The following is a 23,961-nucleotide window of genomic DNA, read 5'->3' on the forward strand; positions in this document are numbered from 1 at the left end:
GTGTTGCCTCATTTCATTTCAACTTCGTTTACAGCTCGATGCGCGTGCCGAGCAGCGCGAGGAACTGCGCAAGCCAGGCCGGATGCGCGGGCCACGCGGGCGCGGTGACGAACGGCGCGTCGGTCACGGCCGCGTCGACCGGGATGTCCGCGTATTCGCCGCCCGCGAGCTTCACCTCCGGCGCGCAGGCCGGGTACGCCGAAATGCGCTTGCCGCGGATCACGTCGGCGGCCGCGAGCAGTTGCGCCGCGTGGCAGATCGCCGCGATCGGCTTGCCGGCTTCGGCGAACTCGCGCACGAGCGAGATCACCTTCGGATCCAGTCGTAGATACTCGGGGGCGCGGCCGCCCGCGATCGCGAGCGCGTCGTAGCGCGCCGCATCGACGTCGTCGAACGCCGCATTCAGCGTGAACTGGTGGCCGGGTTTCTCGGTGTAGGTCTGGTCGCCCTCGAAATCGTGGATCGCGGTCTTGATCTTGTCGCCCGCGCGCTTGCCCGGGCAGACTGCGTCGACGTGGTGGCCGACGGCCTGCAGCGCCTGGAACGGCACCATCGTTTCGTAGTCTTCGGCGAAATCGCCGGTCAGGAACAGGATCTTCTTCGCGGCCATGGCTTTCTCCCGTGAAACAGCGTTGAAGGCCCGGTCGCGCCGTGCATGACGGCGACGACGGGCCCCGAGGACGAAAGCGCAGTGTACTCCGGCAGATTGAAGCGCGCGTGACGGCCGCCCCGCGCGAGCGGCAGGGCGGCGCGGCGCGCGGCATGCGTCAGAAGAAGGTTTCGACGACTTCCGTCACGCGGAATTGCGGATCGAGCACGAGCACCTGGCGCCACTTGTCGAACGTCAGGCACGGGTGCGAGATGTCGAACGCGACCATGTCGCCGACCTTCACGTCCGCGCCCGGCGGAATCTGCAGGTACGCGTGCTGATCCATCATCCCGGTGACGGCCCAGCCTTCGGTGGCGGCGACGTCGCGCGGCGCGGCGTCGCGGCCCGGACGGAAATGGCGCGCCGGCTCGGGCAGGCCCGCGTCGAACGCCGCATCGCGCTTGCCGAGCGCGACGATCGCGCGATTCTGCTCCGGCACCGACTGTACGTACGCCCACAGTTGCAGCGCCGGCAGCAGCCCTTCGCCCATCGAGCGGGCGATCGGGTTGCGCGCGAACACGTCGGTCTGCGCCTTCTTGTAGATGCCGACATCGTGCGTCAGGTAGCAGCCCGGGCGCAGCACGACTTCCGCGAAGCCCGCGTCGGACGCCTTCTTGAATTCTTCCGCGACCACGTCGTACCACGCCGAACCGGCGCCGGACAGGATCGCGGGCGTGCGCGCGAAGCGGCCGGCTTCGGCCAGTTCGCGCGTGAGCGCGACCGCCTGCTGCAGGAACGTGCGGATCTCGCCTTCCTCTTTCAGCACGCCTTCATAGAGTTCGATGCCGGCCAGCTTCAGCGTGTCCGGATAGCGCGCGATCGCGGCCAGCACGGCCTCGCGTTGCGCGGCATCGCGCACGCCCGCACGGCCGCCCGGCACGCCGAGCTCGATCAGCACGTTCAGCGATTTCTTCGCGTCGCCGAAGAAGCGGCCGAGCTGATCGACGCTGTCCGCGGAATCGACGAGACAGAAGAATTCGAAATCGGGATCGGACAGCAGCCCGGCGATGATCGTCATGTTCTGGCGGCCGACCAGCTGGTTCGCGAGCAGCACGCGCCGCACGCCGCCGTGATACGCGGCCTGCGTCTGGTGCGCGGTCGCGAGCGTGATGCCCCACGCGCCGGCGTCGAGCTGGCGGCGGAACAGTTGCGGCGCCATCGTCGTCTTGCCATGCGGCGCGAACTTGACGCCGTATTTCTGCACGAACGCCTGCATCCAGTTCAGGTTGTGCTCGACGCGATCCGCGTAAAGCACGGCGGCCGGCAGGCTGACGTCTTCCGCGAGCAGGTTCCATTCGAGCCGGCCCGCATCGCCGAGCGGCACGCTCGCGCTCGGCAGATTGCCCAGACCCTTGCCGAACGGATCGATCGTCGCTTCCTGATAGTTTGTAACTTTCATGTCATCCCGCTCCATCATCACTATGCATTGCACTGAAGTTGACATGCAAATGGTACAGAAAGTAGCATCTGCGCGGTGATGTTATTTAATAACATCCAGCTTCGCACCCTTTGCCGCCGATGAATACGCCCGCTTCCCCGTCCGCTTCGCCCGCCGTCGAGCCCCATCCGGCTCAGGCCGCCCCGCCGGTCCTCGACATCGTCGCGCGGATCGCCGAATGCGCGCCCGAGCTGCGCGAAGCCGAGCGCAAGGTCGCCGCGTTCATCCTCGCCGATCTGGCGCGCGCCGCGCATGCGAGCATCGGCGCGCTCGCGCGCGACGCGGAGGTCAGCGTCGCGACGGTCACGCGTTTCGCGAAGGCCGTCGGCTGCCGCGACGTGCGCGAGCTGAAGGTGCTCGTCGCGCAGGCGGCGGCCGTCGGCCAGCGCTTTCTGGTGCCGTCCGACGACGCGCCGGCCGACGACACGAGCCCCGCGTCGATGGTCTACGACGAGATTCGCGTGGCGCTCGCGCACAACCACCAGTTGCTGCGCAACACGTCGTTCGACGCGGCGGCCGACTTGCTCGCCGGCGCGAAAATGATTTACGTGTACGGACAGGGCGGCGGCTCGACCGCGCTTGCCGACGAGCTGCGCTTCCGGCTCGTGCGGTTCGGCCGGCCGGTCGCGAGCTACCAGGACGGCCTGCTGCAGCGGATGGTGGCCGCGACGCTGTCGAGCGACGCGGTCGTCGTCGCGTTGTCGGTGAGCGGGCGCGTGCCCGAGCTGCTCGAGAGCTGCCGGCTCGCGAAGCGCTACGGCGCGAAGCTGATCGCGATCACCGCGCCGGCGTCGCCGCTCGCGAAGCTCGCCGACCATCTGATTCCCGTCGTCGCATTCGAAACCGATTTCATTTACAAGCCTTCGACATCGCGCTACGCGATGATGATGGCGATCGACGTGCTCGTCACCGGAGTCGCATTGCGGCTCGGCGATGCGGGCCGAGAATCGCTGCGCCGCATCAAGCACGCACTCGATGCGCATCGCGGCGGCGGAGACCGTCAACCGGTAGGAGACTGACCATGCATTCGCATCCCGAAGCGGCCGATACGCTGATCGTCGGCGCGCAACTGTACGACGGCACCGGCGCACCGCCCGTTACGCGCGACGTCGCGATCCGCAACGGCCAGATCGCGGCGATCGGCAACCTGTCGAACTGGCTCGCCGAGAACGTCGTCGACGCGAACGGCCGTGCGCTGGCGCCGGGTTTCGTCGACGTGCACACGCACGACGACACGCACGTGATCCGGGCGCCGGAGATGATCCCGAAGATCTCGCAGGGCGTGACGACCGTGATCGTCGGCAACTGCGGGATCAGCGCGTCGCCGGTGACGCTCGCGGGCGATCCGCCCGACCCGATGAACCTGCTCGGCGGGCGCGATGCGTTCCAGTACCCGAGCTTCGCCGCTTACGTCGCGGCCGTGAACGATGCGCGCCCGGCCGTGAACGTCGCGGCGCTCGTCGGCCATACGGCGCTGCGCAACAACCAGATGGACCGCCTCGACCGCGCGGCGACCGATGGCGAGATCGCCGGCATGCGCGCGCAGCTCGAGGAGGCGCTCGCGAACGGCGCGCTCGGCCTGTCATCAGGCCTCGCATACGGCTCCGCGTTCGCGGCGCCGACCGAGGAAGTGATGGCGCTCGCCGAGCCGCTCGCCAAAGCCGGCGCGCTGTACACGACGCACATGCGCACCGAATTCGACGCGATCCTCGATGCGATGGACGAGGCCTACCGCGTCGGCCGCCACGCGCAGGTGCCGGTCGTGATCTCGCACCTGAAGTGCGCGGGTCCGTCGAACTGGGGGCGCAGCACCGAGGTGCTCGCGTCGCTCGAAGGTGCGCGCCGTTACCAGCCGGTCGGCTGCGACTGCTATCCGTACAGCCGCAGTTCGTCGACGCTCGACCTGAAGCAGGTGACGGGCGACATCGACATCACGATTACGTGGTCGGAGCCGCACCCGGAAGTCGCGGGCAAGCTGCTGAAGGCGATCGCGGCCGACTGGGGCGTGACCGAGCAGGAGGCCGCGCAGCGGATCCGTCCGGCGGGCGCCGTGTACCACAACATGTCCGAGGACGACGTGCGTCGCATCCTTTCGCATCCGGCGACGATGGTCGGCTCCGACGGGCTGCCGAACGATCCGCTGCCGCATCCGCGGTTGTGGGGCGCGTTTCCGCGCGTGCTCGGCCACTACGTGCGCGACACGAACCTGCTGCCGCTCGAGGAGGCGATCCGCAAGATGACGTCGCTGTCCGCGCGCCGCTTCGGGATCGCGCGCCGCGGCGAGGTGCACGTCGGCTACCACGCCGATCTCGTGCTGTTCGATCCGGCGCGCGTGATCGACGCCGCGACGTTCGACAAGCCGCAGCAACCCGCGCACGGGATCGACGCGGTGTGGGTCAACGGCGTGCTGACTTATGAAAACGGCCAGCCGACCGGCGAGCGCGCCGGCGGTTTCGTCGCGCGCGGCGAGCGCGTGCCGGCCGGTGCCGATGCGGCGTTCTGAACGCCCGTATTCCGATCTTCCATGCGTGCCGCAGCAGCCGGCGCGCGCATCCGCAACCGAGCGTTGCATGGGACCGGAGTCAGCGCTGAAGCGCCGACGCTGGTCGACAAACGAGGAGTGAAACGATGAAGCGATATGGCGTAGGCGAAGCGAAGGGGACCGGCGGCCAGGTGATGCCGTTTGCACGCGCGGTCGAGGCAGATGGCTGGCTGTACGTGTCGGGCCAGACGCCGATGGTGAACGGCGAGGTCGTCGAAGGCGGGATCGTCACGCAGTCGAAGCAGACGATCGAGAACGTGATCGCGATCCTGAAGGAAGCCGGCTACGGCCTCGAGCACGTCGTGCGCTGCGGCGTGTGGCTCGACGACGCGCGCGATTTCGCGTCGTTCAACAAGGTGTTCGTCTCGTACTTCGGCGAGCATCCGCCGGCACGTGCGTGCGTGCAGTCGAGCATGGTGATCGACTGCAAGGTCGAGGTCGATTGTATTGCTTACAAGGCGCCGGCGAAGTAGCGCGGCGAGGGCGGATTGTTGTGTGACGGGGCCGGCGCATTGGTGTGCGCCGGCCCCGTTGCGTCGGCACTGAATTTTTACGCTTTGAATAAAATCCTGTCGACGAGAGCGCGACACGATACGTCCGAAGGGTTGCGCCATTCGCTATTCCGGCGATGGGTGCTTCGAAAGGTGCGTGGCCGCAAGCGCGAATCCGTTACGCTCGCGATCCTGCATCGTGCTGCCGTAGAAAGGAAATGGGGCGCCGCGCAATTGGCCGCACTGCCGTGAAAGGCCGTCCGTCCGTGCGCATCGATCTGCCGGCGGGCTTCGACATGCCCGCCAGCATTGCTCGATTTACTGCCGCGCCGTCCGCGCGTTATCCGGCATCGGCTGGTTGTAGTTCGTGCGGAACGGATTGATGTCGAGCCCGCCGCGGCGCGTATAGCGCGCATACACAGCGAGCTTCACCGGTTTGCACGCATGCAGGATGTCGAGGAAGATCCGCTCGACGCACTGCTCGTGAAAGCCCGTGTGATTGCGAAACGAGATGATGTAGCGCAGCAGCCCCGCATGGTCGATCTGCGGGCCGACGTAATGGATCTGCACGCTGCCCCAGTCGGGCTGGCCCGTGACCGGGCAGTTCGAGCGCAGCAGGTCGGACACGAGCGTTTCCTCGACCGGCGCTTCGTCCGCGGCATCCGCGGCCGACAGCAGCGACGGGTCCGGCTCGTACACGTCGGTGTCGAGGTCGAGCCGGTCGAGCGACAGCCCGTCGAGCTCGTCCATCTCCAGCTTGCGGAAATCGTGCGCCGACACCAGCTGCACCGATACGCTTGCGCCGCACGCGGCCGACACGTCGCGCTTCAGCACGTCGCGCACCGCGTCGAGCGAGTCGAACTTCGACTGCGCGAACGAGCCGAGATACAGCTTGAACGACTTCGATTCGACGATGTTCGGCGATTCGGCCGGCACGTAGAACGTCGCGATCGCGACCTGCGGCTTGCCGCGCGCGTTGAGCCACGACAATTCGTACGCGTTCCAGATGTCGGTGCCGAAGAACGGCAGCGCCGACGTGATGCCGAGCTGCTCGCGCGCGCCGGCGCGCGGGATCGGGAACAGCAGCGACGCGTCGTACTGCGCCGCGTAGACGGTGGCCTTGCCGAGCGGGGAATGTTCGGGATTCATCGTGTGACGCCTTTACGACAGGAAGAGGCGGTACGCCGGGTTGGCGCTCTCTTCGACATAGGGATAGCCGAGCGCCGCGAGGAAGCGTTCGAACTCGGCGCGATCGGCCTGCGGCACCTGCAGCCCGACGAGGATCGAGCTGTAGTCCGCGCCCTGGTTACGGTAATGGAACAGGCTGATGTTCCAGTCCGGCGCCATCGACGACAGGAACTTCATCAGCGCGCCCGGCCGCTCCGGAAACTCGAAGCGGAACAGGCGCTCGTCGAGCGCGAGCGGCGAGCGGCCGCCGACCATGTAGCGGATGTGTTCCTTCGACAACTCGTCGTGCGTCAGGTCGACGCTCTTGAAGCCGTGCGATTCGAAGTTCGCGGCGATCTCCGCCGATTCGCCGCGACGGCGGATCTGCACGCCGACGAAGATGTGCGCGGATTGCGCATCGGCGATCCGGTAGTTGAACTCGGTGACGTTGCGATCGCCGACCAGCGAGCAGAAGCGCTTGAAGCTGCCGCGTTCCTCGGGGATAGTGACCGCGAACACGGCTTCGCGTGCCTCGCCCACTTCCGCGCGCTCGGCGACGAAGCGCATCCGGTCGAAGTTCATGTTCGCGCCGGACGTGACCGCGACGAGCGTTTGATTCTCGATGCCTTCGCGTTCCGCGTACAGCTTCGCGCCCGCGACCGCGAGCGCGCCGGACGGCTCGAGCACGCTGCGCGTGTCCTGGAACACGTCCTTGATCGCCGCGCACAGCGCGTCGGTGTTGACCGTTACGACACCGTCGAGGAATTCGCGGCACAGCCGGAAGGTTTCCTCGCCGACGAGCTTCACCGCGGTGCCGTCCGCGAACAGGCCGACTTCGCTCAGCTCGATGCGCTCGCCCGCGTCAAGCGACTGCGCCATCGCGCACGAATCCTCGGCCTGCACGCCGATGACCTTGATCTCCGGGCGCACCGCCTTCACGTACGCGGCGACGCCGGAGGCAAGCCCGCCGCCGCCGATCGGCACGAAGATCGCATGGATCGGGCCCTGGTGCTGACGCAGGATCTCCATCGCGATCGTGCCCTGGCCGGCGATCACGTACGGATCGTCGAACGGATGGACGAACGTGAGGTCGCGCTCCTCCTGCACCTTGACCGCGTGTGCGTACGCGTCGCTGTACGACTCGCCCGCCTGGATCACCTCCACGCTCGGGCCGCCGTGCGCGCGCACCGCGTCGACCTTCACCTGCGGCGTCGTGACGGGCACGACGATCACGGCCCTGACACCCATCCGGGCCGCCGAGAACGCGACGCCCTGCGCGTGGTTGCCGGCCGAGGCGGTAATCACCCCGCGCGCGAGCGCGTCCGCCGGAATGTGCGCCATCTTGTTGTATGCGCCGCGCAGCTTGAACGAGAACACCGGCTGGTTGTCCTCGCGCTTCAGGTAAACGGCGTTGCGCAGCCGGGCCGACAGGTTATGGGCCGGTTCGAGTTCCGTCTCGATCGCGACGTCGTAGACGCGCGCGGTGAGGATCTTCTTCAGGTAATCGTGGGATGCCATGGGTGCTCGCGTGCAGTGCGGATGCGGACGGTAAAGGGTCAATGATAGCGCCAAGGGTCCGCCCGCACGCAAGCGGCATGCCGGGCGGGCGGTCGTCCCCGGTCGTGTGCGCGTGCGGGCAGGGCATTCGCGCCGTCGGAGGCGTTTTTTACCGGTTTAACCGCGCGGTTACCGACCGGACGGACGGCGAATGATCGCGCGAAACCGCGCGGAGCCCCGCCCGGCGCGGCTCGCGGCGATAGCCCCACGACCTGTCCGGCGTGTCACGGGCGGCCCGATCATGGGTTAGAATTCCGTTTTGAATCAAGGATTCGGAAGATGCAGAGGCACCCTCGGATCGCACCGTTGAAGCCGACGCCGCGCGCAGCCAGCCCCGCGGCCGAACGGCATGCGCGCCGCGCGCGATCGTGCTGATGATTCCGAGTGCCGCCAGGCCCTGTCGCCGGCCACGAGGGGCGAGTCGCCCGCTCCGGCCCCATGAAGGACAGCCGCGCGCCTGGTAACAGAACAGATTTCCCCAAGATTGCGCCCACGCGCTTGCCGACGCCCGTGCACGGGGTATCGGCCCTCCGAGTCGTCCGAACATGAACGCACCACAAGTTTTCGATCCGCATGGCGCGGCCGCCGCCGTCGCCGCCGACCCCGCGCCCCGCTTGCGCGAGATTCCCTACAACTACACGTCCTTCTCGGATCGCGAGATCGTGATCCGCCTGCTCGGCGAGGAGGCGTGGGCGGTGCTCGACGAACTGCGCGCCGAGCGCCGCACGGGCCGTTCGGCACGGATGCTGTATGAAGTGCTCGGCGACATCTGGGTCGTGCGTCGCAACCCGTACCTGCAGGACGACCTGCTCGACAACCCGAAGCGCCGCGCGCTGCTGATCGAGGCGCTGAACCACCGCCTGACCGAGATCGGCAAGCGCCGCAGTGCGGATCTCACCGAGCACCGCGACGACGCGGGCCGCGAGCGCGCATCGCGCGTCGAGATGCTCGAGACGGCCGCGCAGCGCGCGGTCGACGAGTTCGCGGACGAATTCGACAAGATGGCCGAGCTGCGCCGGCGCGCGACCAAGGCGCTCGGCCGTTGCACGCAGAAGGACAACATCCGCTTCGACGGGCTGTCGCGCGTGTCGCACGTGACCGACGCGACCGACTGGCGCGTCGAATACCCGTTCGTCGTGCTGACGCCCGATACCGAAGCCGAGATCGCGGCGCTGATCAAGGCGTGCTTCGAGCTCGGCCTGACCGTGATCCCGCGCGGCGGCGGCACCGGCTACACGGGCGGCGCGGTGCCGCTCACGCCGTTCTCCGCGGTGGTCAACACCGAAAAGCTCGAACAGCTCGGCGCGGTCGAGCTGACCGAGCTGCCGGGCGTCGCGCACAAGGTGCCGACGATCTTCTCCGGTGCGGGCGTCGTCACGCGTCGCGTGACCGAAGCGGCGGAAGCGGCCGGCTACGTGTTCGCGGTCGATCCGACCTCGCTCGACGCATCGTGCATCGGCGGCAACGTCGCGATGAACGCGGGCGGCAAGAAGGCCGTGCTGTGGGGCACCGCGCTCGACAACCTGGCGTGGTGGCGGATGGTCGACCCGGACGGCAACTGGCTGGAAGTCACGCGCCACGAGCACAATCAGGGCAAGATCCACGACATCGCGGTCGCGCGCTTCGAGCTGAAGTGGTTCGATGGCGCGTATGCGCCGGGCGAGAAACTGCTGCGCACCGAGATGCTCGAGATCGAAGGCCGCCGGTTCCGCAAGGAAGGGCTCGGCAAGGACGTGACCGACAAGTTCCTCGCCGGCCTGCCGGGCGTGCAGAAGGAAGGCTGCGACGGGCTCATCACGTCCGCGCGCTGGGTGCTGCACAAGATGCCCGCGCACACGCGCACCGTGTGCCTCGAATTCTTCGGCCAGGCGCGCGAGGCGATCCCGAGCATCGTCGAGATCAAGGACTACCTGTTCGAGACGTCGAAGCAGGGCGGCGCGATCCTCGCGGGCCTCGAGCACCTCGACGAGCGCTACCTGCGCGCGGTCGGCTATGCGACCAAGAGCAAGCGCAATTCATTCCCGAAGATGGTGCTGATCGGCGACATCGTCGGCGACGATGCCGACGCGGTGGCGCACGCGACGTCCGAAGTGATCCGCATGGCGAACGGCAAGAGCGGCGAGGGCTTCGTCGCGGTCAGCGCGGAGGCGCGCAAGCGCTTCTGGCTCGACCGCAGCCGCACGGCCGCGATCGCGAAGCACACGAACGCGTTCAAGATCAACGAGGACGTCGTCATCCCGCTGAACCGGATGGGCGAGTACACCGACGGCATCGAGCGGATCAACATCGAGCTGTCGCTGAAGAACAAGCTGCAACTCGTCGACGCGCTCGAGGCGTTCTTCCGCGGCGGCAACCTGCCGCTCGGCAAGACCGACGACGCGAACGAGATCCCGAGCGCGGAGCTGCTCGAGGATCGCGTGCAGCAGGCGCTGGAGCTGCTCAAGCGCGTGCGGGCACGCTGGGAATTCGTGCGCGACCGGCTCGACCAGCCGCTGCGCGAGGCGCAGCATTACCTGGTGCAGCTCGGCTACGAGGCGCTCGCCGAGAAGTTCGCGGATCGCGCGGACGAGCAGCCGGGCGCGACCGTGTTCCACATCACGCAGGACCGCACGGTCCGCATTTCGTGGAAGCAGGAGATCCGCGCGGAACTGCGCGCGATCTTCAACGGCGGCGCGTTCAAGCAGATCCTCGACGAAGCGCAGGCGATCCACAAGCGCGTGCTGCGCGGCCGCGTGTTCGTCGCGCTGCACATGCACGCGGGCGACGGCAACGTCCACACGAACATCCCGGTCAACTCCGACAACTACGAGATGCTGCAGGACGCGCACGCGTCGGTCGCACGCATCATGAAGCTGGCGCGCTCGCTCGACGGCGTGATTTCCGGCGAGCACGGGATCGGCATCACGAAGCTCGAATTCCTGACCGACGACGAGATCGCCGAATTCCGCGCGTACAAGCAGCGCGTCGACCCGAACGGCCGCTTCAACAAGGGCAAGCTGCTCGACGGCGCCGATCTGCGCAACGCGTACACGCCCAGCTTCGGGCTGATGGGCTACGAGTCGCTGATCATGCAGCAGTCCGACATCGGCGCGATCGCCGATTCGGTGAAGGACTGCCTGCGCTGCGGCAAGTGCAAGCCGGTGTGCGCGACCCACGTGCCGCGCGCGAACCTGCTGTACAGCCCGCGCAACAAGATCCTCGCGACGTCGCTGCTGGTCGAGGCGTTCCTGTATGAAGAGCAGACGCGCCGCGGCGTGTCGATCAAGCACTGGGACGAGTTCAACGACGTGGCCGACCACTGCACGGTGTGCCACAAGTGCGCGACGCCGTGCCCGGTGAAGATCGACTTCGGCGACGTCACGATGAACATGCGCAACCTGCTGCGCAAGATGGGCAAGAAGAAATTCAACGCCGGCAATGCGGCGGGCATGTTCTTCCTGAACGCGACCAATCCGCAGACGATCAACCTCGCGCGCGGCGTGATGATGGGCGTCGGCTACAAGGTGCAGCGCTTCGCGAACGACATGCTGAAGAAGGTCGTGACGAAGCAGACGCAGCACCCGCCGGCGACGACCGGCAAGCCGCCCGCGCTCGAGCAGGTGATCCACTTCGTCAACAAGAAGATGCCGGGCAACCTGCCGAAGAAGACGGCGCGCGCGCTGCTGGACATCGAGGACAACAAGATCGTGCCGATCATCCGCAACCCAAAGTCGACGACCGTCGATTCGGAAGCGGTGTTCTACTTCCCGGGCTGCGGCTCCGAGCGGCTGTTCTCGCAGGTGGGATTGGCGACGCAGGCGATGCTGTGGGAAGCGGGCGTGCAGACGGTGCTGCCGCCGGGCTACCTGTGCTGCGGCTATCCGCAGCGCGGCTCGGGCCAGTACGACAAGGCCGAGAAGATCGTCACGGACAACCGCGTGCTGTTCCACCGGGTGGCGAACACGCTGAACTACCTAGACATCAAGACGGTGGTCGTGTCGTGCGGCACGTGCTACGACCAGCTCGCGGGTTATGAATTCGACAAGATCTTCCCGGGCTGCCGGATCATCGACATCCACGAGTTCCTGCTCGAGAAGGGGATGAAGCTCGACGGCGTGTCGGGCACGCGCTACATGTATCACGACCCGTGCCACACGCCGATCAAGACGATGGATCCGGTCAAGCTCGTCAACGAGCTGATGGGCGCGGAGAAGGACGGCTACCGGATCGAGAAGAACGATCGCTGCTGCGGCGAATCGGGCACGCTGGCGGTCACGCGGCCGGACGTCTCGACGCAGGTTCGCTTCCGCAAGGAAGAGGAGATCCGCAAGGGCGCTGCGAAGCTGCGCGCGATTCCGGTGGTGGCCGGCGACGCGCCGGTGCCGGCCGCCGCGAGCGCGGGCGGCCCGGACGTGAAGATCCTGACGAGCTGCCCGTCGTGCCTGCAGGGGCTGTCGCGCTACAACGAGGACGCGAACCTCGAAGCCGACTACATCGTGGTCGAGATCGCGCGCCAGGTGCTCGGCGAGAACTGGATGGCCGATTATGTCGCACGGGCGAACCATGGCGGGATCGAGCGCGTGCTGGTCTAATGCGGGCATGACGACCGCCCGATCGGGCCGGGAATGAGCGGGCGCCGGTGCAGCCATGCCGGCGCCCGTCCACATGGGAGCGACGATGGAATGCGTGTTTTGCCGTGAAGACGGCGGCGAGGTGCTCTGGCAGGACGACGTGCTGCGCGTCGTGCTCGCGACGGGCGAGCACGACTACCCGGGCTTCTGCCGGGTGATCTGGGGCGCGCACGTGGCCGAGTTCTCCGATCTTGGCGAGCCCGAGCGGGCACATCTGATGCGCGTGGTCTACGCGGTCGAGCGGGCCGTGCGCCGCGTGATGCAGCCGAACAAGGTGAATCTCGCGAGCCTCGGCAACATGGTGCCGCACGTGCACTGGCACGTGATTCCGCGCTTTTCCAACGATGCCCATTTCCCGCAGCCCGTGTGGGCGCCGCGCCAGCGCAGCGTGTCCGAGGCGCTGCTGCGCTCGCGCGCGGCACAGGCCTCGCTGCTGCACAATGCGGTGCGCGAGGAAATTCAACGCATGACCGATTCGAGGCAGCCATGAGCGGTTTGACTTCCACGACGCCGATTCCGTCCGGCGTCGTCGTGCACGCGGTATCGCGCGTGCTCGAATTGCAGTACCCGAACGGCGAGAACTTCCGGATTCCGTTCGAGCTGATGCGCGTGTATTCGCCGTCGGCCGAGGTACGTGGCCACGGACCGGGCCAGGAGACGTTGCAGACCGGCAAGCGCGAAGTGACGATCACCGCGCTTGAGGGCGTGGGCAATTACGCGCTGCAGCCGACGTTCTCCGACGGCCATTCGACCGGCATCTACTCGTGGGACCTGCTGTACGAACTGGCGACGCAGCAGGACGCGCTGTGGCGCGACTATTTCGACAAACTGAAGGCGGCGGGCGTCGAGCGCGACGCGCCGATGCAGGCGGCCGGCGCGCCGCACGGCCACTGCCACTGAAATCGACGGCGCCCGCTCGGCGCCGTCTTGCCATTTACTGAGGATCAACGCGATGAGCAAAACCCACTTCGGCTTCGAAAGCGTCGAGGAAAACGAAAAAGCGAAGAAAGTGGCGGGCGTGTTTCATTCGGTCGCGAGCAACTACGATCTGATGAACGACCTGATGTCGGCGGGCATGCACCGCGCGTGGAAGGCGTTCACGATCGCGCAGGCGAATGTGCGCCCGGGCTTCAAGGTGCTCGACATCGCGGCCGGCACCGGCGACCTGACCAGGTCGTTCGCGAAGGCGGCCGGGCCGACGGGCGAGGTCTGGCATACCGACATCAACGAATCGATGCTGCGCGTCGGCCGCGACCGGCTGCTCGACAAGGGTGTCGTGACGCCGTCGCTGCTGTGCGACGCCGAGAAAATTCCGTTTCCGGACAACTACTTCGACGTGGTCACGGTCGCGTTCGGGCTGCGCAACATGACGCACAAGGATGCCGCGCTGGCCGAGATGCGCCGCGTGACGAAGCCCGGCGGCCGCGTGATGGTGCTGGAATTCTCGAAAGTCTGGGACCCGCTGAAAAAAGCGTACGATCTGTATTCTTTCAAAGTATTACCGTGGCTTGGCGACAAGTTCGCGAAAGATGCTGAAAGTTATCGGTATCTTGCTGAATCTATCCGGATGCACCCCGATCAGGACACGCTGAAGACGATGATGGAACAAGCGGGCCTCGATGCCGTCAAATATTACAATTTGTCAGGTGGCGTGGTAGCTTTACACCTAGGGACCAAGTACTAAGGGGTTCTTTCCCTACATTCGTCTTACATTCGGAGAAGCTGATGTCTGAATCGCGTTCGTTGTTCAACCGTAGCAAACCGTCGAAGCCGTGGGCTCGACGGGTCGGCACGCTGCTGATGGTCGGCCTGCTCACGGCCGGCACGTTCGCATCGCTCGACGCCGAAGCCCGGCGCATGGGCGGCGGGCGCAGCATCGGCCGCCAGAATTCCACCGTCACGCAGCGCCAGGCCACGCCGCCTGCGCAGCAGCCGATGCAGCAGGCCGCGCCGTCGCAGGCGCAGCGTGCGAACCCGGCTGCGCCCACGCCGGCCGCGCAGCCCAACCGCTCGCGCTGGCTCGGGCCGATCGCCGGGCTCGCGGCCGGCCTCGGCATCGCGGCGCTGCTGTCGCACTTCGGCCTCGGCGGCGCATTCGCGAGCATGATGGCGAACGTCATCGTGATCGCGTTGCTCGCCATGGTCGGCATCTGGCTGATCCGCAAGTTCATGAACCGCCGTCGCCCGCAGGAGCCGGCGTATTCGGTCGGCGGCGCTGCGTCGTCGTCGGGCGGCTACTCGCAAAGCCCGTCGTTCCAGCAGGGCAACACCGGCAGCAACTACGCGGGTAGCGGCAGCAGCTATGCGAACGAAGCGCAGGGCGTGTTCGGCGGCGGCGGTGCAGCGGCCGCCGGCGCGGCCGCGGCGGCAGCGGCGCCGCTGCAGGTGCCGGCCGGCTTCGACACCGAAGCGTTCCTGCGCAGCGCGAAAGTCTATTTCGTGCGCCTGCAGGCGGCGTGGGACCAGGGCAACCTGGCCGACATCCGCGAGTTCACGACGCCCGAAATGTTCGCCGAGATCAAGATCGACCTCGATTCGCGCGGCAACGAAGCGAACCAGACCGATGTCGTGCAGCTCGACGCGGAACTGGTCGCGATCGAGGATCGCGGCATCGAGCAGTCGGCGAGCGTGCGCTTCCACGGCCTGATCCGCGAATCGGCGAATACGTCGGCCGCGCCGTTCGACGAAGTCTGGAACCTGTCGAAGTCGGGCAGTCAGGGCTGGCTGCTCGCGGGTATCCAGCAGATCAACACGCACTGAGCGTGGCCGGCGGCCCGCGCCGCCGGGCGCCCGGGCGACGGCCGCCGCACTGCGACCGCTTGCCGCCCGGGTGTACGGTCAGGCACGGTCTGCCGACGATCCGACGTTACAATAGAAACCCGCGTGGGCGCCCGGCCCGCGCGGGTTTTTTCTTTCCCAGCCCGATGACCTTTGCCGCCAAGCCTTTTGCTGCTGCCGTCAATCACCTGCTCGCGCGCGAATCGTGGGCGCGCGACCGCCTGATTCCCTATGCGGGCAAGACTGCCCGCATCGACGTGCCTCCCGTCACGCTCACGCTGCTGGTGCAGCCCGACGGCTATCTGTCGGCCGTCGACGCGCACGATGCGCAACAGGTCGACGTGTCGATCGCGCTGGCCGGCGACACGCTCGCCGCGTTCCTGCAGGGCGGCCAGGCGGCCGTGATGAAGCACGTGAAGATCGAAGGCGACGCGGAATTCGCGACGCAGATCGCGAAGCTGGCCGAGCACCTGCGCTGGGAACCGGAAGAAGATCTCGCGAAGCTGGTCGGCGACGCGGCGGCGTACCGGATCGCGACGGTCGTGCGCGACGCCGGGGCGCGCGCGCGCCGCACTGGCCGCAACGTGCTCGATTCCGTCGCCGAATACTGGCTCGACGAGAACCCGCAAGTCGTCCGGCGCGCGTCGCTCGGCGGCTTCGACGCCGAACTGGCGCGCGCACGCGATGCGCTCGCACGGGTCGAAAAGCGGGTCGAGCGACTCGAACAAAAAATCGGCGCGCGCACGGGTTCCGGCCCGCGCGGCGCGCACTGAGGGCCGCAGGGCATGCGCATTTTCCGTTTCATCAAGATTGTCTACACCGTCATCCGCTTTGGTCTCGACGAAGTGATGCTGTCCCGGATCGACGACCGGCGCGTGAAGCTGCTGTTGCGGATCACGACGATCGGCCGCCGCTATTCCGATCCGCCCGCCGTGCGGCTGCGCCACGCGCTCGAAAGCCTCGGCCCGATCTTCGTGAAGTTCGGCCAGGTGCTGTCGACGCGCCGCGATCTGCTGTCGGTCGATTTCGCGAACGAACTCGCGAAGCTGCAGGACCAGGTGCCGCCGTTCGATTCGGCGGTCGCGATCGCGATCATCGAGAAGTCGCTTGGCGCGCCGGTCGACGAGCTGTTCGACGAATTCGAGCGCGAGCCGATCGCGAGCGCGTCGATCGCGCAGGTGCATTTCGCGAAGCTCAAGGAGGGCGTGCACGCGGGCAAGGCCGTCGCGGTCAAGGTGCTGCGCCCGAACATGCTGTCCGTCATCGATTCCGATCTCGCGCTGATGCGCGACATCGCGATCTGGACCGAGCGCATGTGGGCCGACGGCCGGCGCCTGAAGCCGCGCGAGGTCGTCGCCGAATTCGACAAGTACCTGCACGACGAGCTCGACCTGATGCGCGAGGCCGCCAACGGCAGCCAGCTGCGCCGCAACTTCGCGGGCCTCGACCTGCTGCTCGTGCCCGAGATGTTCTGGGATTTCTCGACGTCGCAGGTGCTCGTGATGGAGCGCATGACCGGCGTGCCGATCAGCCAAGTCGAGACGCTGCGCTCGGCCGGCGTCGACATCAAGAAGCTCGCGCGCGAAGGCGTCGAGATCTTCTTCACGCAGGTGTTTCGCGACGGCTTCTTCCATGCGGACATGCACCCCGGCAACATCCAGGTGAGCCTCGATCCGAACACGTTCGGCCGCTATATCGCGCTCGATTTCGGGATCGTCGGTGCGCTGTCCGATTTCGACAAGAATTATCTCGCGCAGAACTTCCTCGCGTTCTTCAAGCGCGACTACCACCGCGTCGCGACGCTCCACCTCGAATCGGGCTGGGTGCCGCCCGAGACGCGCGTCGAGGAGCTCGAAAGCGCGATCCGCGCGGTGTGCGAGCCGTATTTCGACCGCGCGCTGAAGGACATCTCGCTCGGCCAGGTGCTGATGCGCCTGTTCTCGACGTCGCGCCGCTTCAACGTCGAGATTCAGCCGCAGCTCGTGCTGCTGCAGAAGACGATGCTGAACGTCGAAGGGCTCGGCCGCTCGCTCGACCCCGAGCTCGACCTGTGGAAGACCGCGAAGCCGTATCTCGAGCGCTGGATGACCGAGCAGATCGGCTTGCGCGGCTGGTACGAGCGGTTCAAGGTCGAGGCGCCGCAGTGGAGCAAGACGCTGCCGCAATTGCCGCGCCTGATTCACCATGCGATGGCCGCGCGCCACGACGCACCGCGCGCCGCGAGCGAGGAGCTGATGCGCCAGGTCCTCGTCGAGCAGAAACGGACGAACCGGCTGCTGCAGGCGTTGCTGATCTTCGGCCTGGCCGTCGGCGTCGGGGCGCTGGTCGCGCGCGTGCTGCTCGCGCTCGCGTACGGCGCTTGATCGAAAGGAGCATGGCGATGTCCGATCCGAAGCAACCGGCCGCACCGTCGGCCGCCGATTTCGCGACGCGCGACCCGGGTAGCGCGTCGTTCTGGAACGAGCGCTTCGAACGCGGCGTGACGCCGTGGGAATTCGGCGGCGTGCCGGACGGTTTTCGTGAGTTCGCCCATCGGCTCGAGCCGTGCGCGGTGCTGATTCCCGGCTGCGGCAGCGCGCAGGAGGCCGGATGGCTCGCGCAGGCCGGCTGGCCGGTGCGTGCGATCGATTTCGCCGCGCAGGCGGTCGCTGCCGCGAAGGCACAGCTCGGCGCGCATGCGGACGTCGTCGAGCAGGCCGATTTTTTCCAGTACCGGCCGCCGTTCGACGTGCAGTGGGTGTACGAGCGTGCGTTCCTGTGCGCGCTGCCGCCGAGCTTGCGCGCCGGCTATGCGGCGCGGATGGCCGAGCTGCTGCCCGCGGACGGATTGCTGGCCGGCTATTTCTTCGTGGTGGCGAAACCGAAGGGGCCGCCGTTCGGGATCGAGCGTGCGGAACTCGATGCGCTGCTTGCCCCGCACTTCGAGCTGGTCGAGGAGTTGCCCGTGACCGATTCGCTGGCCGTGTTCGACGGGCACGAGCGCTGGCTCACGTGGCGTCGCCGCTGATGCGCGGGCGTCACGGCCAATGCCGGAGCGCGCCCGGGTTTCGGCTATAATTCAAGGTTTTGCAAGCCGTTTCCAGTTTCTGCGGGAAAAATATCATGCCGATCTACGCCTATCGATGCGAAGCGTGCGGTTTCGCGAAGGACGTGCTCCAGAAGATGAGCGACGCGCCGCTGTCGCAATGCCCTGAATGCGGGAAGGATGCTTTTCGCAAACAGGTGACCGCCGCCGGTTTCCAGCTGAAGGGCTCGGGGTGGTACGTCACCGATTTCCGCGGCGGCTCGGGCGACGCGGCGCCGGCAGCACCCGCCACGGCTGAACCCGCCGCGGCCGCGCCGGCTGCGTCGAGCAGTTCGGGCAGCACCACGGCGACGAGCGCCGCGCCGGCTCCGGCCGCGACGCCCGCCGCCGGCAGTTGACCGTCGCGGCCCGGCCGGGTCGCGACCAACCCGCGCTTCCAGCGCGGTTCATTGACGGCAGATGATGAAAAAGACGACCCTGAAAACGGTGTTCCTGACCGGCCTGCTGGTTCTCGTCCCGCTCGCGATCACGCTGTGGGTGCTCGGCCTCATCATCGGCACGATGGACCAGACGCTGCTCCTGCTGCCCGAATCGTGGCAGCCCGAGCGGATGCTCGGCTTCCATCTGCCGGGGATCGGCGCGGTGCTGACGCTCGCGTTCATCTTCGTGGTCGGGCTGGCCACGCAGAACTTCATCGGCCAGAAGCTCGTCACGTGGTGGAACGCGGTCGTGCGTCACATCCCGGTCGTCGGGCCGATCTACACGAGCGTCAAGCAGGTATCGGACACGCTGCTGTCGAGCAGCGGCAACGCGTTCCGCAAGGCGCTCCTGATCGAATACCCGCGCCGCGGCTCGTATACGATCGCGTTTCTGACCGGCGCGCCCGGCGGCGACGTGGTCAACCATCTGACGGAAGAGTACGTGAGCGTGTACGTGCCCACGACGCCGAACCCGACGTCGGGCTTCTTCCTGATGCTGCCGAAGAGCGAAGTCATCGAACTCGACATGTCGGTCGATGCCGCGCTCAAGTACATCGTCTCGATGGGCGTCGTGGCGCCTTCGGCGCCGGCTCCGGCGCCCGCCCGCCGCCCCGTCGAGCCGCCGCTGTAAGTAAAGAATCATCGCCCGGGCCGCGCGTTGCGGCGCCCGTTGATCAAACCGAACGAAAGCAAACATCATGTCGATGCGTACTGAATACTGCGGTCTCGTGACCGAACACCTGCTGGGCCAAACCGTGTCGCTGTGCGGCTGGGTGCAGCGCCGCCGCGATCACGGCGGTGTGATCTTCATCGACCTGCGCGATCGTGAAGGCCTCGTGCAGGTGGTATGCGACCCGGATCGCGCCGAGATGTTCGCGACCGCCGAAGGCGTGCGCAACGAATTCTGCGTGCAGATCAAGGGTCTCGTGCGCAACCGTCCGGACGGCACGGTCAACGCTGGCCTGAAGAGCGGCAAGATCGAAGTGCTGTGCCACGAACTGAACGTGCTGAACGCGTCGGTCACGCCGCCGTTCCAGCTCGACGACGACAACCTGTCGGAAACGACGCGTCTCACGCACCGCGTGCTCGACCTGCGCCGCCCGCAGATGCAGCACAACCTGCGCCTGCGCTACCGTGTCGCGATCGAGGCGCGCAAGTACCTCGACGAGCAGGGCTTCATCGACATCGAAACGCCGATGCTGACGAAGAGCACGCCGGAAGGCGCGCGCGACTACCTCGTGCCGTCGCGCGTGAACGCGGGCCAGTTCTTCGCGCTGCCGCAGTCGCCGCAGCTGTTCAAGCAGCTGCTGATGGTCGCGAACTTCGACCGTTACTACCAGATCACCAAGTGCTTCCGCGACGAGGACCTCCGCGCCGACCGCCAGCCGGAATTCACGCAGATCGACTGCGAGACGTCGTTCCTCGGCGAGCAGGAAATCCGCGACCTGTTCGAAGACATGATCCGTCACATCTTCAAGACGACGATCGACGTCGAGCTCGACGCGAAATTCCCGGTGATGCCGTACTCGGAAGCGATGGCGCGTTTCGGTTCGGACAAGCCGGACCTGCGCGTGCAGCTCGAATTCACCGAGCTGACCGACGCGATGAAGGACGTCGACTTCAAGGTGTTCAGCACGCCGGCCAACGCGAAGGACGGCCGGGTCGCGGCGCTGCGCGTGCCGAAGGGCGGCGAGCTGTCGCGCGGCGACATCGACGGCTACACGGAATTCGTGCGCATCTACGGCGCGAAGGGCCTCGCATGGATCAAGGTCAACGAGAAGGCAAAGGGCCGCGACGGCCTGCAGAGCCCGATCGTCAAGAACCTGCACGACGCATCCGTCGCGGCGATCCTCGAGCGCACCGGCGCTGAAGACGGCGACATCATCTTCTTCGCGGCCGACCGCGCGAAGGTCGTCAACGACAGCCTCGGCGCACTGCGCCTGAAGATCGGCCATTCGGAATTCGGCAAGGCGAACGGTCTCGTCCAGGCCGGCTGGAAGCCGCTGTGGGTCGTGGACTTCCCGATGTTCGAGTACGACGACGAAGACGCGCGCTACGTCGCCGCGCACCATCCGTTCACGAGCCCGAAGGACGAGCACCTCGAGTACCTCGAGACCGACCCGGGCCGCTGCCTCGCGAAGGCGTACGACATGGTGCTGAACGGCTGGGAAATCGGCGGCGGCTCGGTGCGTATCCACCGCGAGGAAGTGCAGAGCAAGGTGTTCCGCGCGCTGAAGATCGGCGCGGAAGAAGCGCAGCTGAAGTTCGGCTTCCTGCTGGACGCGCTGCAGTACGGCGCGCCGCCGCACGGCGGTATCGCATTCGGTCTCGACCGCATCGTCACGATGATGGCCGGCGCCGATTCGATCCGCGACGTGATCGCCTTCCCGAAGACGCAGCGTGCGCAGGACCTGCTCACGCAGGCGCCGAGCCCGGTCGACGAGCGTCAACTGCGCGAACTGCACATCCGGCTGCGTCAGCCGGAGCAGCCGAAGGCGTAACGCCGCCGCGCAGGTCGTGTGTGCGGTCATGCCCACACGACACCCCTGAAAAAGGCGCAGCGATGCGCCTTTTTCATTTTTTGCGGTACAGTCGCAGCACTTGCCGCACGTTCCGGGCACGGGCCGACGCACGGCCCCGTGCCGCATGAAACAAAGATGACGAAGCCGCCGAAAATCCCCGAATCCGTTCTCGTCGTGATCTACACGCCCGAGCTCGATGTGCTCGTGATCAAGCGTGCCGACCAGTCCGATTTCTGGCAATCGGTCACCGGCTCGAAGGACGCGCTCGACGAGCCGCTCGCGCTCACCGCCGCGCGCGAAGTGGCCGAGGAGACCGGCATCGCGATCGGCACGCCGGACGTGCCGGCCACCGCGCTCGTCGACTGGCATCACCGGATCGAATACACGATCTATCCTCAATACCTGCACCGCTATGCGCCGGGCGTCACGCGCAACGTCGAGCACTGGTTCGGCCTGTGCGTGCCGCATCGCGTCGACGTGACGCTGTCGCCGCGCGAGCATGTCGATCATGCGTGGCTGCCTTTCCGCGAAGCGGCCGCGCGCTGCTTCTCGCCGTCGAACGCCGAAGCGATCCTGCAATTGCCCGCGCGCGTGGCACTCGCGCGTGCGCCGCACGGCTCGTCCGCATGAATGCGGAGACCCGCAAGCGTTTCGCGCAATTGCGGCAGATGTTCCTGCAGGAGCGGGGCTCCGCGTCGCGGCTCGCGTTTACGGCCGGCAATACGGTGCGGCTGTGCGAAACCGGCGGCGAATTCTTCCAGGCGCTCATCGATCGGATCGACGCCGCCCGCGAGCAGGTGATGCTCGAAACCTACATCTTCTGCGACGACGACGCCGGTCGCCCGGTGTCGGCCGCGCTGATCCGCGCGGTGCAGCGCGGCGTGCGCGTGCGCGTGATCACCGACGGCATCGGCACCGCGCGCCTGCCGCTGTTCGACACGTGGGCCGAGTCCGGCGTCGAGCACTGCGTCTACAACCGCTTCCTGTTCGGCCGCTTCGGCTTCTCGCGCACGCACCGCAAGCTCGCGGTGATCGATCATGCGGTCGCGTTCTGCGGCGGCATCAACATCGTCGACGACTACACGCAGGGCAGCGCGACGCTGCCGTTCCCGCGCTGGGATTTCGCGGTCGAGATGGTCGGGCCCGCGGTGTCCGACGTGCGCGCCGCGTTCGAGCTGCAGTGGCACCGGATCCAGTTCGGCCACAAGCCCTATGCGCAGTACGCGGCCGGGCTGCACGGCGGCGAAGCGTTCCCGGAGATGTTCCGGCGCTGGATGCGCAGCCACCGGTGGATCAAGGCCGGCGCGCTGCGGGTCGTGACCGAGCCGAGCGTCGCGTTCGTCGCGCGCGACAACGTCGTGAACCGCCGCGCGATCGAGAAGGCCTATCTCGCGGCGATCGGTCAGGCACGCCAGCGGATCCTGCTCGCGAATCCGTATTTCATGCCGGGCCGCAAGCTGCGCCGCGCGCTGACGGGCGCGGCACGGCGCGGCGTCGACGTGCGGGTGCTGATAGGCCGCAAGGAGTTCGCGGCGCTCGATACGGCCGTGCCGTTCCTCTATCACACGCTGCTGCGCGCGGGCGTGCGCGTCGCCGAATACGACAAGACGATCCTGCACGGCAAGGTCGCCGTGATCGACGACAACTGGGCGACGGTCGGCTCGTCGAATCTGGACGCGCTGAGCCTGATGCTGAACAATGAAGCGAACGTCGTGCTGGTGCGCTACGATGCGGTGACGAACCAGTTGCGCGACGCGATCGCCACCGCGTTCGCCGAAGGCCGGGAGATCGACGCCGCGCGCTTCGCCGCGCGCCCGCGCGTCGAGCGGCTGCTGAACTGGCTCGCGTACACCACGTATCGTGTCGTGATGAAGGCGCTGACGGTCGGCGGTTACGATTGACGCCGACTAAGTATTCGCTTCAAAAAATCTGTCCGCACGTTCGTGCGGAAAAGCCGCTCCGGTCTCGCCGGAATCGCGCAAAATAGCGGCTCGGTTAGACACCGGTTTCTAATAATTTCCTTGTTTCGCGAGCGGCCGCACTCAATAATAGTACGGCCGTTCGATTTTATTCGAACCCCCGAACGGTTACAGAAATAGCTATGCGAAAAGGCGAACAGACGCGTGCCGCGATACTCGAAGCTGCTTTGGACCTCGCCAGCCGTGACGGGCTGGAGGGGCTGACGATCGGCCTGCTGGCCGAGCGCATGCAGATGAGCAAGAGCGGCGTGTTCGCGCACTTCGGTTCGCGCGAAGACCTGCAGGTCGAGGTCGTGCGCGAGTATCACCATCGTTTCGAAAACGAGGTGTTCTTTCCGAGCCTGCGCGAGTCGCGCGGTCTGCCGCGTCTTCGGGCGATGCTGGCGCGCTGGATCGAGAAGCGCATCCAGGAGGTGACGACCGGGTGCATCTACATCAGCGGCGCAGTGGAGTACGACGACCGCCCGGACAGCCCCGTGCGCGAGCAGTTGATCGCGAGCGTGACCGCCTGGCGTGCCGCGTTGCTGCGCGCCATTTCGCAGGCGATGGAAGAAGGGCATCTGCGCACGGACACGGATCCGGAACTGATGCTCTTCGAGTTGTACAGCTTCACGCTCGGCCTGCATCACGACGCACGCTTCCTGCATTCGCCGGACGCCGTGCGCCTCACGTGGGCCGCGCTGGAAAAGACGATTGTTTCGTATCAGAGCGAGAGCCGTTAGCG

General features: G+C 66.8%; 21 protein-coding genes. 17 read left to right on the forward strand and 4 right to left on the reverse strand.

Translation table 11 applies throughout. From position 1 onward, the window contains the following. Nucleotides 1-28: 28 nt before the first annotated feature. Together HWX09_RS20375 and HWX09_RS20380 are read right to left on the reverse strand one after the other, a co-directional pair. Entirely contained in the window at nucleotides 29-610 is a 582-nt protein-coding gene (locus HWX09_RS20375) for a DJ-1/PfpI family protein (RefSeq protein ID WP_006487930.1), read from the reverse strand. Nucleotides 611-767: 157 nt separating this feature from the next. Next, nucleotides 768-2,048 carry an amino acid deaminase gene (locus HWX09_RS20380; RefSeq protein WP_027785411.1) on the reverse strand — a complete coding sequence of 427 codons (1,281 nt, stop codon included), beginning with the start codon at nucleotides 2,046-2,048 and terminating at the stop codon, nucleotides 768-770. A 119-nt stretch (nucleotides 2,049-2,167) separates the two neighbouring features. Here HWX09_RS20380 and HWX09_RS20385 point away from each other — a divergent pair, with 119 nt between their 5' ends. The 3 genes from HWX09_RS20385 to HWX09_RS20395 all read left to right on the forward strand — a co-directional run bounded on the left by HWX09_RS20385 (nucleotide 2,168) and on the right by HWX09_RS20395 (nucleotide 5,102). Beyond that, nucleotides 2,168-3,106 carry a MurR/RpiR family transcriptional regulator gene (locus HWX09_RS20385; protein WP_027785410.1) on the forward strand — a complete coding sequence of 313 codons (939 nt, stop codon included), beginning with the start codon at nucleotides 2,168-2,170 and terminating at the stop codon, nucleotides 3,104-3,106. Nucleotides 3,107-3,108: 2 nt separating this feature from the next. After that, complete coding sequence (locus HWX09_RS20390; protein ID WP_027785409.1) at nucleotides 3,109-4,590, forward strand: D-aminoacylase; 1,482 nt, start codon at nucleotides 3,109-3,111, stop codon at nucleotides 4,588-4,590. A gap of 125 nt (nucleotides 4,591-4,715) precedes the next feature. Beyond that, on the forward strand, nucleotides 4,716-5,102 hold the full coding sequence (locus HWX09_RS20395) for a Rid family hydrolase (protein ID WP_006751946.1): 387 nt from the start codon (nucleotides 4,716-4,718) through the stop codon (nucleotides 5,100-5,102). A gap of 336 nt (nucleotides 5,103-5,438) precedes the next feature. On the opposite strand, the gene queF is transcribed toward HWX09_RS20395, so the two are convergent. Next, a complete protein-coding gene (gene queF, locus HWX09_RS20400) occupies nucleotides 5,439-6,269 on the reverse strand; it encodes an NADPH-dependent 7-cyano-7-deazaguanine reductase QueF (protein WP_027785408.1) in 831 nt (276 codons plus the stop codon). 12 nt (nucleotides 6,270-6,281) lie between these two features. After that, on the reverse strand, nucleotides 6,282-7,805 hold the full coding sequence (ilvA, locus tag HWX09_RS20405) for a threonine ammonia-lyase, biosynthetic (protein WP_027785407.1): 1,524 nt from the start codon (nucleotides 7,803-7,805) through the stop codon (nucleotides 6,282-6,284). A gap of 584 nt (nucleotides 7,806-8,389) precedes the next feature. Here ilvA and HWX09_RS20410 point away from each other — a divergent pair. The 14 genes from HWX09_RS20410 to HWX09_RS20475 all read left to right on the forward strand — a co-directional run bounded on the left by HWX09_RS20410 (nucleotide 8,390) and on the right by HWX09_RS20475 (nucleotide 23,959). Beyond that, complete coding sequence (locus HWX09_RS20410; protein WP_027785406.1) at nucleotides 8,390-12,415, forward strand: DUF3683 domain-containing protein; 4,026 nt, start codon at nucleotides 8,390-8,392, stop codon at nucleotides 12,413-12,415. A gap of 85 nt (nucleotides 12,416-12,500) precedes the next feature. Beyond that, nucleotides 12,501-12,944 (forward strand): HIT family protein, encoded by a 444-nt coding sequence (locus HWX09_RS20415; RefSeq protein ID WP_027785405.1) that lies wholly within the window; start codon nucleotides 12,501-12,503, stop codon nucleotides 12,942-12,944. Continuing rightward, the gene (locus tag HWX09_RS20420; protein WP_027785404.1) at nucleotides 12,941-13,354 is read left to right on the forward strand and encodes a DUF971 domain-containing protein; all 414 of its coding nucleotides are present in this window, start codon (nucleotides 12,941-12,943) and stop codon (nucleotides 13,352-13,354) included. The genes HWX09_RS20415 and HWX09_RS20420 overlap by 4 nt, the downstream gene beginning before the upstream one ends. 52 nt (nucleotides 13,355-13,406) lie before the next feature. Then, the gene (ubiE, locus tag HWX09_RS20425) at nucleotides 13,407-14,138 is read left to right on the forward strand and encodes a bifunctional demethylmenaquinone methyltransferase/2-methoxy-6-polyprenyl-1,4-benzoquinol methylase UbiE (RefSeq protein WP_027785403.1); all 732 of its coding nucleotides are present in this window, start codon (nucleotides 13,407-13,409) and stop codon (nucleotides 14,136-14,138) included. Nucleotides 14,139-14,179: 41 nt separating this feature from the next. Continuing rightward, nucleotides 14,180-15,214 (forward strand): TIM44-like domain-containing protein, encoded by a 1,035-nt coding sequence (locus HWX09_RS20430; protein WP_027785402.1) that lies wholly within the window; start codon nucleotides 14,180-14,182, stop codon nucleotides 15,212-15,214. 164 nt (nucleotides 15,215-15,378) lie between these two features. Beyond that, complete coding sequence (locus HWX09_RS20435; RefSeq protein WP_027785401.1) at nucleotides 15,379-16,005, forward strand: SCP2 sterol-binding domain-containing protein; 627 nt, start codon at nucleotides 15,379-15,381, stop codon at nucleotides 16,003-16,005. A 12-nt stretch (nucleotides 16,006-16,017) separates the two neighbouring features. Next, entirely contained in the window at nucleotides 16,018-17,595 is a 1,578-nt protein-coding gene (ubiB, locus tag HWX09_RS20440) for a ubiquinone biosynthesis regulatory protein kinase UbiB (RefSeq protein ID WP_027785400.1), read from the forward strand. A 17-nt stretch (nucleotides 17,596-17,612) separates the two neighbouring features. Next, on the forward strand, nucleotides 17,613-18,239 hold the full coding sequence (locus HWX09_RS20445) for an SAM-dependent methyltransferase (protein WP_027785399.1): 627 nt from the start codon (nucleotides 17,613-17,615) through the stop codon (nucleotides 18,237-18,239). A gap of 95 nt (nucleotides 18,240-18,334) precedes the next feature. Continuing rightward, nucleotides 18,335-18,655: an FmdB family zinc ribbon protein gene (locus HWX09_RS20450; RefSeq protein WP_027785398.1), complete on the forward strand. Its 321-nt coding sequence runs from the start codon at nucleotides 18,335-18,337 to the stop codon at nucleotides 18,653-18,655. 61 nt (nucleotides 18,656-18,716) lie between these two features. Beyond that, a complete protein-coding gene (locus HWX09_RS20455) occupies nucleotides 18,717-19,367 on the forward strand; it encodes a DUF502 domain-containing protein (RefSeq protein ID WP_027785397.1) in 651 nt (216 codons plus the stop codon). Between the two features lie 67 nt (nucleotides 19,368-19,434). After that, the gene (gene aspS / locus HWX09_RS20460; protein WP_027785396.1) at nucleotides 19,435-21,237 is read left to right on the forward strand and encodes an aspartate--tRNA ligase; all 1,803 of its coding nucleotides are present in this window, start codon (nucleotides 19,435-19,437) and stop codon (nucleotides 21,235-21,237) included. 156 nt (nucleotides 21,238-21,393) lie between these two features. Further along, nucleotides 21,394-21,888: a dihydroneopterin triphosphate diphosphatase gene (gene nudB / locus HWX09_RS20465; RefSeq protein ID WP_027785395.1), complete on the forward strand. Its 495-nt coding sequence runs from the start codon at nucleotides 21,394-21,396 to the stop codon at nucleotides 21,886-21,888. Continuing rightward, entirely contained in the window at nucleotides 21,885-23,159 is a 1,275-nt protein-coding gene (gene clsB, locus HWX09_RS20470; RefSeq protein ID WP_027785394.1) for a cardiolipin synthase ClsB, read from the forward strand. Before nudB ends, clsB begins: the two co-directional genes overlap by 4 nt. Nucleotides 23,160-23,359: 200 nt before the next feature. Beyond that, on the forward strand, nucleotides 23,360-23,959 hold the full coding sequence (locus HWX09_RS20475; protein ID WP_006485742.1) for a TetR/AcrR family transcriptional regulator: 600 nt from the start codon (nucleotides 23,360-23,362) through the stop codon (nucleotides 23,957-23,959). The last annotated feature ends 2 nt before the right edge of the window (nucleotides 23,960-23,961 follow it).

The organism is Burkholderia sp. BCC1208, from assembly GCF_902833095.1.
Lineage (GTDB): Bacteria > Pseudomonadota > Gammaproteobacteria > Burkholderiales > Burkholderiaceae > Burkholderia.